General features: G+C 71.9%; 13 protein-coding genes. 7 read left to right on the top strand and 6 right to left on the bottom strand.

Annotation, left to right across the window (positions count from 1 at the left end):
• The first annotated feature begins 138 nt into the window (after positions 1-138).
• Genes nadA through nadC form a run of 3 tightly spaced genes read left to right on the top strand, consistent with a single transcriptional unit; the run spans position 139 to position 3,541 of the window.
• On the top strand, positions 139-1,137 hold the full coding sequence (gene nadA / locus G537_RS0125195; protein WP_026872471.1) for a quinolinate synthase NadA: 999 nt from the start codon (positions 139-141) through the stop codon (positions 1,135-1,137).
• Positions 1,137-2,678 (top strand): L-aspartate oxidase, encoded by a 1,542-nt coding sequence (locus G537_RS39775; RefSeq protein ID WP_051249111.1) that lies wholly within the window; start codon positions 1,137-1,139, stop codon positions 2,676-2,678. The genes nadA and G537_RS39775 overlap by 1 nt, the downstream gene beginning before the upstream one ends.
• Positions 2,675-3,541 (top strand): carboxylating nicotinate-nucleotide diphosphorylase, encoded by an 867-nt coding sequence (nadC, locus tag G537_RS0125185; RefSeq protein ID WP_026872470.1) that lies wholly within the window; start codon positions 2,675-2,677, stop codon positions 3,539-3,541. Before G537_RS39775 ends, nadC begins: the two co-directional genes overlap by 4 nt.
• A 32-nt stretch (positions 3,542-3,573) precedes the next feature.
• Here nadC and G537_RS0125180 read toward each other — a convergent pair whose 3' ends face one another.
• Both G537_RS0125180 and G537_RS0125175 read right to left on the bottom strand, forming a co-directional pair.
• On the bottom strand, positions 3,574-4,008 hold the full coding sequence (locus G537_RS0125180) for a hypothetical protein (protein WP_162146148.1): 435 nt from the start codon (positions 4,006-4,008) through the stop codon (positions 3,574-3,576).
• Between the two features lie 71 nt (positions 4,009-4,079).
• The gene (locus tag G537_RS0125175; protein WP_155888759.1) at positions 4,080-4,472 is read right to left on the bottom strand and encodes a hypothetical protein; all 393 of its coding nucleotides are present in this window, start codon (positions 4,470-4,472) and stop codon (positions 4,080-4,082) included.
• A 182-nt stretch (positions 4,473-4,654) separates the two neighbouring features.
• Here G537_RS0125175 and rnd point away from each other — a divergent pair, with 182 nt between their 5' ends.
• Genes rnd through G537_RS0125160 form a run of 3 tightly spaced genes read left to right on the top strand, consistent with a single transcriptional unit; the run spans position 4,655 to position 7,637 of the window.
• A complete protein-coding gene (rnd, locus tag G537_RS0125170; protein ID WP_026872467.1) occupies positions 4,655-5,803 on the top strand; it encodes a ribonuclease D in 1,149 nt (382 codons plus the stop codon).
• Positions 5,804-5,811: 8 nt separating this feature from the next.
• Positions 5,812-7,002, top strand: a complete 1,191-nt coding sequence (locus G537_RS39770; RefSeq protein WP_051249109.1) for a M23 family metallopeptidase — start codon at positions 5,812-5,814, stop codon at positions 7,000-7,002.
• Positions 6,999-7,637 carry a glutathione S-transferase family protein gene (locus G537_RS0125160; RefSeq protein WP_026872466.1) on the top strand — a complete coding sequence of 213 codons (639 nt, stop codon included), beginning with the start codon at positions 6,999-7,001 and terminating at the stop codon, positions 7,635-7,637. Before G537_RS39770 ends, G537_RS0125160 begins: the two co-directional genes overlap by 4 nt.
• A gap of 15 nt (positions 7,638-7,652) precedes the next feature.
• Here G537_RS0125160 and G537_RS0125155 read toward each other — a convergent pair whose 3' ends face one another.
• Together G537_RS0125155 and G537_RS0125145 are read right to left on the bottom strand one after the other, a co-directional pair.
• Entirely contained in the window at positions 7,653-8,066 is a 414-nt protein-coding gene (locus G537_RS0125155; RefSeq protein ID WP_034852954.1) for an SgcJ/EcaC family oxidoreductase, read from the bottom strand.
• A 343-nt stretch (positions 8,067-8,409) separates the two neighbouring features.
• The gene (locus G537_RS0125145) at positions 8,410-9,282 is read right to left on the bottom strand and encodes a hypothetical protein (RefSeq protein WP_155888758.1); all 873 of its coding nucleotides are present in this window, start codon (positions 9,280-9,282) and stop codon (positions 8,410-8,412) included.
• Between the two features lie 225 nt (positions 9,283-9,507).
• Here G537_RS0125145 and G537_RS0125140 point away from each other — a divergent pair, with 225 nt between their 5' ends.
• On the top strand, positions 9,508-10,134 hold the full coding sequence (locus tag G537_RS0125140; RefSeq protein WP_026872463.1) for a LysE family translocator: 627 nt from the start codon (positions 9,508-9,510) through the stop codon (positions 10,132-10,134).
• Between the two features lie 6 nt (positions 10,135-10,140).
• Here the strand turns inward: G537_RS0125140 and pcaD are convergent, their stop codons facing one another.
• Together pcaD and pyrC are read right to left on the bottom strand one after the other, a co-directional pair.
• A complete protein-coding gene (pcaD, locus tag G537_RS0125135) occupies positions 10,141-10,917 on the bottom strand; it encodes a 3-oxoadipate enol-lactonase (RefSeq protein ID WP_026872462.1) in 777 nt (258 codons plus the stop codon).
• Positions 10,918-10,954: 37 nt separating this feature from the next.
• The gene (gene pyrC / locus G537_RS0125130) at positions 10,955-11,998 is read right to left on the bottom strand and encodes a dihydroorotase (protein ID WP_026872461.1); all 1,044 of its coding nucleotides are present in this window, start codon (positions 11,996-11,998) and stop codon (positions 10,955-10,957) included.
• Between the last annotated feature and the right edge of the window lie 109 nt (positions 11,999-12,107).

Here is a 12,107-nt window from a genome sequence, read left to right as displayed (position 1 = left end):
CAACATCTCTGCTCGGGCCGCGGTCCAGCGGCCTGAGCGAAGCAGCCTTGATTTTCTTATTCTGAGAATTAGTGTAACCGGAGCGACACCGATTCGGGGCCGCCCCGTCGTCATAATTCTCGAAGTGAGCAGAACCCGATGTCCGTCTCGACCGACTACACCCCGGCCGTCGCCGCGCGCACCGCGCCGCTCTACGGCCGCCTGTCCCGCGTCATCCCGGCCTTCGACTGGCCGGGCTTTGCCCCCGACATCGACGCCATCCTGCGGCTGAAGCGGGAGCGCGATGCGGTGATCCTGGCGCACAACTATCAGACGCCGGAGATTTTCCACGGCATCGCCGACATCACCGGCGACAGCCTGGCGCTGGCGCGCGAGGCGGCGCGGGTCGAGGCCTCGGTGATCGTGCTGTGCGGCGTGCATTTCATGGCCGAGACCGCGAAGCTGCTGAACCCGACGAAGACCGTCCTGATCCCTGATGCAGCCGCCGGTTGCTCCCTCGCGGAGTCGATCACGCCCGAGGATGTGCGCCTGCTGCGCCGCCGCTATCCGGGCGTGCCGGTCGTGACCTATGTCAACACCTCGGCTGCGGTGAAGGCGGAGAGCGACATCTGCTGCACCTCCGGCAACGCCGTGAAGGTGGTGGAGAGCCTGGGCGTGCCGCGCGTGATCTTCATCCCGGACGGCTATCTGGCGGCCAATGTCGCGGCCGAGACCAAGGTCGAGATCATCGCTTGGCAGGGCGCCTGCGAGGTGCATGAGCGCTTCGGCCCCGACGATGTCCGCCGGCTGCGCGACGCCCATCCCGGCGTGGTCGTGTTGGCCCATCCGGAATGTCCGCCCGAGGTGGTGGCGGAGGCGGATTTCGCCGGCTCCACCGCGGCGATGAGCGACTATGTCGCCCGTGAGCGGCCCGGCCGGGTGGTGCTGGTGACCGAATGCTCGATGAGCGACAACGTCGCCGTGCAGTTCCCGGAGATCGACTTCGTCCGGCCCTGCAACCTGTGCCCGCACATGAAGCGGATCACCCTGCCGAAGATCCGGCGCGCGCTCGAGACGATGACCGAGGCGGTGGAGTTGGACCCGGCCGTGGCCGACCGCGCCCGCGCCGCGGTCGAGCGCATGCTGGAGGTCCGGTGATGGACGCGATCTCTTTTCGTCCGCAGGACCGCGTCGTCGTCATCGGCACCGGCATCGCCGGCCTGGCCACGGCGCTGAAGCTGGCGCCCCTGCCGGTCCTCCTGCTCTCCGCCGCCCCGGTCGGGGCCGAGGCCGCGACCGGCTGGGCCCAGGGCGGCATCGCCGCGGCGCTCGGCCCCGATGACGATCCGGATCTCCACGCCGCCGACACGCTGGCCGCCGCGGCCGGGCTGGGCGACCCGGAGGTGGCCCGGCGCGTCACCGCGGCGGCGCCCGGCTGCATCGCTTGGCTGGCCGGGCTGGGCGCGCCCTTCGACCGGACGGAGGACGGCGGCTTCGCCCTCGGCCTCGAGGCCGCGCATTGCCGCCGCCGCATCGTCCATGCCGGCGGCGACGGCACCGGCGCCGCAGTGCTGCGCACACTGGCCCGGGCAGCCGAAGCCGACCCGCGGATCACCATCCGTCACGCCCGCGCCACCGCCCTGCTGCGCGACGAGGCCGGCATCTGCGGCGTGCTGGCGTGGCAGGACGGCGCGCCGGTCGCGATCCCCGCCCGCGGCGTGGTGCTGGCGACCGGCGGCGTCGGCGGACTCTACGCCCACACCACCAACCCGCTGGGCGCCGCGGGCACCGGCCTGGCCCTGGCGGCCCGGGCCGGAGCGGTGCTGCGCGACCTGGAGTTCGTGCAGTTCCACCCGACCGCCATGGCGGTCGGGCGCGATCCGATGCCGCTGGCGACCGAGGCGCTGCGCGGCGAAGGCGCCGCGCTGGTCACGGCCTCGGGCGAGCGGGTCATGGCGGATCATCCGCAGGGCGACCTGGCCCCGCGCGACGTGATCGCCCGCGCCGTCTGGCGCCGGGTCTCGGCCGGCGAGATGGTGTTCCTGGATGCGCGCGGCCTGGGCGGCAGGCTGGAGCGCTTCGCCCGGGTGACGGCGCTGTGCCGCGAGGCCGGGTTGGACCCGACCCGGCAGCCGATCCCGATCCGACCGGCGGCGCATTACCACATGGGCGGCGTGGCCGTGGACGGCAGCGGCCGCAGCTCCGTGCCTGGGCTGTGGGCCGCGGGCGAGGTGGCAGCGACCGGGCTGCACGGTGCCAACCGCCTGGCCAGCAACTCGCTGCTGGAGGCGCTGGCCTATGCCGGCTGGATCGCCGAGGACATCCGGGGCAGAACGGCCCGGCCGCCGCTGCGCCCGCTGCCGCTCGGCCCCGCCCGCCGCGGCGCCCCGGACGCCGGGATCGTCGCTACGCTGCGGGTGTTGATGGAGCGCCATGTCGGCGTGGTGCGCGACGGCGCCGGCCTCATTGCCGCGACCGCGGCGCTGCGCCCCCTGGCCGACGCCGCGCCCTCGGCCCTGTCCGACCGCGCCCTCGCCGGGCTGCTGATCGCAACCGCCGCCTTGCGCCGGCGTGAGAGCCGCGGCGCCCAGTGCCGCAGCGACTGCCCCGAGGCCGACCCGGCCTCCGCGCCCTCCTTCCTCACCCTCGCCGATGTGCTGGAGGGCGACGCGCCCCGCACCGGCATTGCCCATCCCTGAGGCCCACCATGGAAGCCCTCCCGCCCCTCCCCGCCCTTCTGCTCGAGCCGGTCGTCCGCGCCGCCCTGGCCGAGGATCTCGGACGTGCCGGCGACATCACCAGCGCCGCCGTCATTCCGGCCGAAGCCCGGATGCGCGGTGTCGTCGCCGCCCGCCAGCCCGGCACGGTGGCCGGAACCGACGCGGCCGCCCTGGCCTTCCGCCTGCTCGACCCCGCCGTCGCCGTCTCGGTGCCGAGGCCCGACGGCAGCCGGGTGGCGCCGGGCGACGCGGTGCTCCGGATCGAGGGGCCGGCCCGGCCGATCCTGGCGGCGGAACGGGTGGCGCTGAACCTGCTGTGCCACCTGTCCGGCGTCGCCACCGCCACGGCCTCGCTGGTCGCGGCCGCCCGGCCCCACAAGGCGCGCATCGCCTGCACCCGCAAGACCACGCCGGGGCTGCGGGCTCTGGAGAAGCTTGCGGTGCGGGCCGGCGGCGGCGTCAACCACCGCTTCGGCCTCGACGACGCGGTGCTGATCAAGGACAACCACATCGCCGTGGCGGGCGGGGTGCGGCCGGCGATCGCCCGGGCCCGCGCCGCGGTCGGCCACCTGGTCAGGATCGAGGTGGAGGTCGACACGCTCGACCAGCTCGACGAGGCCCTGGCCGAGGGCGTCGACGCCGTGCTGCTGGACAACATGACGCCGGACCAGCTGCGCGAGGCGGTGCGCCGGGTCGGCGGCCGGGCGGTGACCGAGGCGTCCGGCCGGGTGACGGCGGAGACGGTGCCGGCGATCGCAGCCGCCGGCGTCGACCTGATCTCCGCCGGCTGGATCACCCACAGCGCCCCGATCCTCGACCTCGGCCTCGACGGGGAGGAGTGAGACCGCTTTAGGCCGGCCGCCGCCCCCGAGGGTCACCCGGATGCGGAGGCCCCCGGCGGCCTCTGGCCGCGCCGTTCGTCTTCGGTGAGCTGGGCCAGGGCGGAGATGCGGCTGTCGTAGGTCGCGCCGTTATATTGGTAGGCGATCCGCCCGGTGATCGGGTCGGTCACCTGCTTGATGGGCGACGTCGACGGACGCGGCGGCGGTGGCGAAGGCGCCGGACGGCTCGGGCCTGGCTCGCCGTCCCGCAGCTTCTTGAGCTCCTGCCATAGATCATTCCGCAGCCGGCCGACCTCCAACCTCATCAGCTCCGTATTCTCCAGAATCTGAGCGAGCGCCGCGAACAGAGCGGCGGAGATGAGTGCCGAAATGAGGAACGCGAGCCCGAGCAAAAAGCTCTCCGGCTCGCCGAACCAGCACCAGAGCGTCAACGCCAGGCCGACCAGAAGCTCCAGAACGGCGATCACTCTCAGTATCGTCGGCAAGATCGTCTCCGTCCGCGGGCCGGCTCCCGGCCGAAGGAAGGTATCACCCGTCGCTATCGGCCGCATGGCCCGATGATCCGGTCGACCGACAGCACCGGCGCCGCCGTGGCGCCGCGGCGGTCGAAGCGGCCGCGGACCAGGAGGCAGCCGCCCGAGGCCCAGGCGCGCCAGATCTCGTTCCGGGTCTGGTCCAGCAGCTGCGGCGGCGCCGCGATCGCCGGCGGCGCGTCGCCGGCATAGGCCGGGGGCACGGTCCCGGCCGCGACGCTCTCGTCGTCGACCGGCACCACGCCGCGCCAGGGGCAGGGCTGCTTCAGGCAGCGGACGCCGGTGTCGCCGACCCGGAACAGGCCGGTCGGCGCCTCCTCCTGGGCGGCCGCGCCGGACAGAGGCGCCGTCGCCGCCAGCACCGCGGCGACCGCTGTGGATACCAGGGATCGTCTCATGCGGCCCTCCTTGCCGTTGCCTCCACGCTTCCGGACGGCCATGGCGAAAGCATGGCCTCGTTCGGAGCCGGCCCCACCCCGGTCCCGGCCCGAGACTAGCCGGTTTCGCCGCGGGTGGCATTCGCATCGGCATCGGTGCAAAGCACTCGGCAATCGCAAGGCCATCCGCTACAACGCTGGAGATGACTCTGATCACCTCCACCGCCGAGCTCGCCGCCTTCTGCGATCGCATGGCAGCGGCCGACTACATCGCCATCGACACCGAGTTCATGCGCGAGCACACCTTCTGGCCGAAGCTGTGCCTGGTGCAGATCGCCGGGCTGGACGAGGCGGCGGCGATCGACCCGCTGGCGCCCGACATCGACCTGGCGCCGCTGTTCGCGCTGGTCCACAACCCGAAGGTGCTGAAGGTCTTCCACTCCGCCCGCCAGGATGTGGAGATCTTCGTCCATCTGACCGGCCAGGTGCCGACGCCGCTGTTCGACACCCAGGTCGCCGCGATGGTCTGCGGCTTCGGCGACTCGGTCAGCTACGAGAACCTGGTCGGCAAGCTGGCCAATGCCCGGATCGACAAGTCGTCGCGCTTCACCGACTGGTCGCACCGGCCGCTGACCGAGCGGCAGATCGACTATGCCCTGGCCGACGTCATCCATCTGCGCCCGGCCTATGAGGCGCTGCGCAGGCAATTGACCAAATCCGGCCGGGAATCCTGGCTGGACGAGGAGATGGCGATCCTGTGCGATCCCGCCACCTACCGCACCGAGCCGGAGCAGGCCTGGCTGCGGCTGAAGCCGCGCAACGCCTCGGCCAAGTTCCTGTCGATCCTGCGCGAGGTCGCGGCCTGGCGCGAGCGCGAGGCGCAGAAGCGCGACATCCCGCGCGGCCGCATCCTGAAGGACGAAGCCCTGCTGGAGATCGCGGCGCACAGCCCGCGCGACATCGAGGCCATGGCCCGGATCCGCGGCATGAGCCGCAACATGGCCGAGGGCTGGCAGGGCCAGGGGCTGATCGCGGCGGTCGACCGCGGCCTGACGACGCCGCCGGACCAGGCGCCGAAGCTGGTGCAGCGCCCGCCGACCCCGCCCGGCATCGCACCACTGGTCGAGCTGATGCGCGTGCTCCTGAAGATGAAATGCGAGGATGAGGGCGTGGCCCAGAAGCTGGTCGCCGGCAGCGACGACCTGGAGGCCATCGCCATGGACGACAATGCCCAGGTGCCGGCGCTGCACGGCTGGCGGCGCGAGCTGTTCGGCGAGGATGCGCTGGCGCTGAAGCGCGGCGGCATCGCGCTGGCGGTGCAGGGCAGACGAATCCGGGTGGTGGCACTGTAGGGGGAAAGATGCGGCGCGCGTGGTGGGCTGTTACCGTCGCTACCGTCGTCGCCATCGGCGCGCTCGTTGCGGTCGGCGCGTATCTGCTGCTTTCCACTCGGGAGACCGAAGGGCCGGCGCCGGGTGAACCGGCCGTCCAAAGCGAGCCCGCGCCGCAGCCGCCATCCCCTCAGCCCGAGGCCGCGCCGCCCCCGGCACCGCAGGCTCAGCCGGCCCCTGCAAGCCCACCGTCGCCCGAGCCGCCGCCGGCAGCCGCGCCGCCCTCCGTCACCACCTCCTCGTCGGAGGCCGAGCCGCGCTTCGCCTGGCCTGCGGCCTGCACCCTGGGCCGGGACTGTTTCATCCAGAACTACATCGACACCGACCCCAGCCCGCGTTTCGCCAATTTCCGCTGCGACCGCCTGGGCTATGACGGCGACAACGGCACCGATATCCGCCTGCGGGACCTCGCCGCGATGCGCAGCGGCGTCGACATCCTGGCGGCGGCCGACGGGACGGTGATCGGCGTCCGCGACGGCGAGCCCGACATCTCGGTCGAGGAGCGCGGGGTCGAGGCGGTCAAGGGCCGCCAGGCCGGCAACGGCGTCACCATCGACCATGGCGGCGGCTGGATGACGCGCTATGCCCATATGAAGCAGGGCAGCCTCCGGGTGAAGGTGGGCGACACGGTCAAGACCGGTCAGCCGCTGGGCCAGATCGGCCTGTCCGGCAACACCGTGTTCCCGCATGTCGAGTTCAGCGTGTTCAAGGGCGAGACCTTCTTCGATCCCTTCACCGCCCTTCCTGTCGGCTCGGGCTGCCAGACCGCCGGCCATCCGATGTGGGCCGCGGAGGTGCCCTACATCCCGACCGGGCTGCTGACCGCCGGCTTCGCCGCTGGCCAGCCCGATTGGGAGGCCGCCCGGCGCGGCGATTATGCCGACGTCAAGGGAAGCCGGAATGCCCCGCTGGTGCTGTGGGCCGAAAGCTTCGGCGTGCGCGGCGGCGACATCCAGATCGTCACCATTGCCGGCCCGGACGGCAAGCCGGTGCACCAGGACCGGACGGTGCTGGCGGAATCGAAGAATCTCTGGTCCGTCTTCAGCGGCCGGCGCGCGCCGCCCGAAGGCTGGAAGCCGGGCACCTACACCGGCCGTTACCAGCTGGAACGCTCCGGCACTCTGGTGGTCGACACCGAGCGCAAGCTGGTGATGCCGTGACCGCAAAGCCGATCCTCTACGGCGCCCGCTACAGCGTCTATGTCCGCACCGCCCTGCTGGTGCTGCAGGAGAAGGGCGTGGAGTTCGACCTGGTCGAGGTCGACATCTTCGCGCCGGAGGGGCCGCCGCCCGGCCATCTCGAGCGCCATCCCTTCGGCCGCATCCCCGCCTTCGAGCATGACGGCTTCGCGCTCTACGAGACCGCGGCGATCACCCGCTATGTCGACGAGGCGTTTCCGGGGCCGGCGCTGCAGCCCGCCGACGCCCGCGGCCGGGCGCGGCTGACCCAGATCATCGGCATCCTGGACAGCTACGCCTACCGACCGCTGGTGTGGGACATCTATGTCGAGCGGGTGTCGAAGCCGCGGGAAGGCCGAGCGAGCGACGAGGCCCGGATCGCCGCGGCCCAGCCTCGGGCCGGACTCTGCCTCGACGTGCTCGAAGGCTTCCTCGGCGAGGGCCCCTGGCTCCTGGGCGGTGCGCCCAGCCTTGCCGACCTGCACGCCGCGCCGATCCTCGATTATTTCCGCATGGCGCCGGAGGGGAGGGACCTGCTGGCGTCGCGTGAGCGGCTGGCGGCCTGGTGGAACCGAGTCGCCGCCAGGCCGAGCGCACAGGTGCTCGGCCGCAGCTAGCGGAAGATTACGTGGTCACGGCGGCGCGGTCGCGCCCGGCACGATGTCGGTGTTCTGGGCGATGCGGATCCGCCAGCCGCCCGGGGCTTCGGTCAGCACCAGAAGGAGTATGCCCTGCCGCGGCCCGGCCGGCGCGCCGTCCGGCCCGCTCTGGCCGGTCAGCGTCCAGGCCACGTGCAACGCTGCGGTTCCCGGCCCCAGGCGGGAAACCTTTGCGATGTCGCCTTCCAGGCGGCTGTCCTTGAAGATGGCGGCATGGGTCGCCGCATGAGCGGCCTCGATCTCCGCCCGGCTTCGCCACCACAGGCCGACGACGTTGACGAAGTCCGCATCCTCCGCGAACAGCGCGGCCAGTGCCGCCATGTCGTGACGGTTCCAGGCCGCGATGAACGCGGCCGGGACGTCCTCCAGCCGAAGGGCTTCCGACATTGTCAGCTCCCGACGTGCCAGTGTGATCTCGCGAATTCTACCGCGGATCCGCACTCGCCGAAATCGGGCTACTCCCACACGCGCGAGCGGCCCGGCGCCAACAGGACCGAGCGCAGATGGGCGACGATCCGCGCTGCGTTCTCGGCCGAGCGGCTGGCGGGCACGCGCACGGTCGGCGGTCGCGAGCTCTCATCATCCATGCCGGGCCGCGAAGCAGCCGAACCATCGTGATCCATATCATTCCCCGGGTGACGTCGATCACGGCAGTTCAGCCGGAGAAGATGGCGTCTTCGGGCCGATCCGGGGTCGCCCGCCGCCACAATCGTGGCGTCGGCCCCCCGGGTTATTCGGCGGCCCCGGCGGGGACGGGGTCGGCGAAGACGAAGGGCCGCACCAGCAACCGCCGCTTCCAGTGCAGCAGCCCCAGCCCGCCCTGCTCCAGCGCGCCATAGAGCAGGAAGCGCACGCCTCGCACCCGCGGATCCTCGCGGCGCAGCAGCCAGCGCACGATCTCGACGAACAGCAGCTTCATCGCGCCGGCGGACAGGTGGTCGGCATGGCCGAGGAAGCTGACGATGCGGATGATGTTGCCGATCCGGCGCAGCACGATGGTGCCGACCATCCGGTCCCGCCCGCCATCCTCGATGAACACGCCCCAGTCGACCGCCCAATGCTCCGGGCATTCGGCATCGAGCCACGGGTCGCCCTTGACGCTGCTGCCGCGGCCGAAGCGCTGGGCGAAGGCCTGCGGCACCGGCCCGCCGGAACGGAACAGCTTCGACGCCTCGATATCGCGCATATCGTCGCCCTGGGCGAAGCGGTCGAAGATCCGGCAGCGATAGCCGGCTTTGGCCGCCTTGCGCGTCTCCCGCAGGATGTAGCCGAAGGAGTTCTTCCGGATCTCCTTCTCATAGGCCTCGGCGTCGGCGAAGTCGCCGAGGTCGAGCAGGCAGGGCGTGCCCTGCCACAGCCGGGCGATGCCGTCCGGGCCGCGCCTGGTGTATTTCGCCAGATAGTCGCGATGCGCGGACACCATGCGGCGGCAGAGGTCGCCGCCGGCGCACCTCTCGCCCTCCAGCCGCAGCGCCGCCTCCGGCAGGTCGGCGGCCCCCAGCCCCCAGATGCGCAGCCGCTGCTCCTTCCGCAGCCGGAACAGCACCGGCTCGACGCTGCCGAGATAGGCTCGCATGGCGAGGGCGGAAACAGAGATCGGCACGGAACCTCACCTCGAAACCTTCCGGACGGTTCCGATTATGGCAACCAATGCCGCCTCCGATCAACGTGTCCGAGATTAAATCCTTTCTGGGACGGCCACAAACTCTTCGAATCCGCAAAACCCAAGAGATGGCTGTGCCTGCACGGACCGCCGTTTCCGACGGTTCCGCCGCCGCCCGATCTCTGGCAGGCTGCGTCCGCCGGCACCGCCGGCGGAGACCGGATCATGACGCTCGACGACTACCTCCTCTTCCTGCCCGCCTGCTTCGCGCTGAACATGGCGTTCGGGCCGAACAACCTGCTGTCGCTGTCGAACGGCGCCCGCGACGGCACGATGCGCGCCGTGGCCGCCGCCTCCGGCCGGCTGGTCGCCTTCGCCATCATGATCGCCGTCGCCGGGCTCGGCCTCGGCACGCTGCTGACCGCCTCGGAACTCGCCTTCGCCGTGGTGAAGTGGCTGGGCGCCGCCTATCTGATCTGGCTCGGCATCAAGCTCCTGCGCGCCGACGCCCGGGCACCGGACCATGCCGAGGCCGGACGGCCGCAGCCGCTCGGCGCCCTGATCCGGCAGGAGTTCTGGGTCGCGGCCGGCAACCCGAAGGCGATCCTGATCTTCACCGCCTTCTTCCCGCAATTCGTGGTGCCATCCGACTACGCCGCCAGCTTCACCCTGCTCGGCGCCAGCTTCCTGGCGCTGGAGGCGGTGGCGATCACGATCTACGCCCTGATCGGCGCCCGCCTCGGCCGCTTCTTCCGCAGCGCCCGCCCGTTCCGCTGGTTCAACCGGATCTCGGGCGGGCTGATGATCGGCTTCGGCCTGCTGCTCGCCGCCTCGCGCCGGCCGACGGGGTAGCGGCCCCTAGCCCAAGAAGCCCTCGACCGCCGCGGTGAAGGCGTCCGCCTGCTCGAGATTGGCGATGTGGGCGGCGTCGAGGGCCTGGAAGCGCGCGCCCGGCACGGCGGCCGCGATCTCCCGCCCCCGCTCCGGCGGCGTGCCCTGGTCCTGCGTGCCCGACAGCACCAGCATCGGCGCCCTGATTCGGCTGATCGCATCGCGCTGGTCCATGTCGCGGATCGCGGCGCAGGTGGCGGCGTAGCCGTCCGGCGGGGTCGCCAGCAGCTTGCGGCGGATGCCGTCCACCGTCTGCGGCGCCCGCTCGCGGAAGCCGGGGCTGAACCAGCGCCCGATCACGCCGTCGACGAGGGCCGCCATGCCGTCGCGCCGCACCGCCTCGATCCGCGGTTCCCACAGCTCCGGGCCGCCGGCATAGGCGGTGGTGCAGCAGGGCACCAAGCGGCCGATGCGGTCCGGCGCGTGGATGCCGAGCCACAGCGCCACCATCCCGCCCAGCGACAGGCCGACGACATCGGCTTGGCCGATGCCGAGGGCGTCGAGCAGCCCGACGGCGTCACGCCCCAGCCGGTCGAGGCTGTACGGCCCGGGCGGCACGTTGCTGCCGCCATGGCCGCGATGGTCGTAGCGCAGCACCCGGAAACGGCGGGCGAGCCGCTCCACTTGCGGCCCCCACATCTCGAGATCGACGCCGAGCGCGTGCGACAGCAGCAGCGGCGGCCCGTCCTCGGGGCCGTCGAGGCGATAGTGCAGCCGGCATCCGTCGACGGTGACATGGGGCATGGTCGGTCTCCGTGTGGTTTCCGGACGGGCGCCGCTTCTATGCCTCCACCCGCCAGCCCGGCGCGGTCTTGCCGCGGAAGACGTGGACGTCGTCGCCGCCATCGACCGGCAGCCGCTCCGGCAGCTCCTCGTCGCCGCGGACCAGCGTGATCGTCTCCTCGTTCACCGGCAGGCCGTAGAAGGCCGGGCCGTTCAGCGAGGCGAAGGCTTCGAACCGGCCCAGCGCCCCCTCCTCCTCGAACACCCGGGCGTAGCAGGCGACCGCGACGCGGGCATTGAACACGCCGGCGCAGCCGCAGGCGGCCTCCTTGGCATGCACCGGATGCGGCGCGGAATCGGTGCCGAGGAAGAAGCGCGGATCACCCGAGGTCGCGGCCTTCCGCAGGGCCAGGCGGTGGCGCTCGCGCTTCACCACGGGCAGGCAGTAGTAGTGCGGCCGCACCCCGCCGACGAGGAGGTCGTTGCGGTTCAGCACCAGATGGTGCGGCGTGATCGTGGCGCCGACCCGGCCGTCATCCTGGTCCAGCACGAAATCGACCCCGTCATGGGTGGTGACGTGCTCGAACACGATGCGCAGTTCCGGGAAATCGGCCCGGATCGGCTGCAGGTGGCGCTCGATGAACACCGCCTCGCGGTCGAAGATGTCGACCTGCGGGTCGACCACCTCGCCATGGACCAGGAGCGGCAGACCGATCGCCTGCATCCGGTCCAGCACCGGGCGGATCTTCGCGAGATCCTTCACCCCGCTGTGCGAGTTGGTGGTGGCGCCGGCCGGGTACAGCTTGGCCGCGGTCAGCACCCCCTCCTCCTTGCCACGGGCGAGGTCGTCGGGATCGGTGCCCTCGGTCAGATAGGCGGTCATCAGCGGGGTGAAGCGCGCGCCGTCGGGCAGCGCCGCCAGGATGCGGTCGCGATAGGCCCGGGCGTCGGCGGTGGTGACCACCGGCGGCGTCAGGTTCGGCATGATGATGGCGCGGGCGAAATGCGCCGTGGTGTGGGGCAGCACCGCGCGCAGCATGGCGCCGTCGCGCAGATGCAGGTGCCAGTCGTCGGGGCGGCGGAGGGTGAGACGGTCGGTCATGGCGGGTGTCCTGCTGCGGCCGGCGGATCATGGCCATGCGTCCCAAAGGACGCAACCCCGCTTGCCAGATGGCAGCCCCGGTCCTAACAAGCCCCAAATCCGCCGGAGC

This window comes from Inquilinus limosus DSM 16000 (assembly GCF_000423185.1).
GTDB lineage: Bacteria > Pseudomonadota > Alphaproteobacteria > DSM-16000 > Inquilinaceae > Inquilinus > Inquilinus limosus.
This window is presented reverse-complemented; position numbering and strand designations above follow the sequence as displayed.

Coding starts and splice junctions, on each gene's coding strand:
- nadA (WP_026872471.1), top strand. CDS start 139: ATGTCCGTCTCGACCGACTACACCCCGGCCGTCGCCGCGCGCACCGCG.
- G537_RS39775 (WP_051249111.1), top strand. CDS start 1,137: ATGGACGCGATCTCTTTTCGTCCGCAGGACCGCGTCGTCGTCATCGGC.
- G537_RS0125175 (WP_155888759.1), bottom strand. CDS start 4,472: ATGAGACGATCCCTGGTATCCACAGCGGTCGCCGCGGTGCTGGCGGCG.
- rnd (WP_026872467.1), top strand. CDS start 4,655: ATGACTCTGATCACCTCCACCGCCGAGCTCGCCGCCTTCTGCGATCGC.
- G537_RS39770 (WP_051249109.1), top strand. CDS start 5,812: ATGCGGCGCGCGTGGTGGGCTGTTACCGTCGCTACCGTCGTCGCCATC.
- G537_RS0125155 (WP_034852954.1), bottom strand. CDS start 8,066: ATGTCGGAAGCCCTTCGGCTGGAGGACGTCCCGGCCGCGTTCATCGCG.
- G537_RS0125140 (WP_026872463.1), top strand. CDS start 9,508: ATGACGCTCGACGACTACCTCCTCTTCCTGCCCGCCTGCTTCGCGCTG.
- pcaD (WP_026872462.1), bottom strand. CDS start 10,917: ATGCCCCATGTCACCGTCGACGGATGCCGGCTGCACTATCGCCTCGAC.
- pyrC (WP_026872461.1), bottom strand. CDS start 11,998: ATGACCGACCGTCTCACCCTCCGCCGCCCCGACGACTGGCACCTGCAT.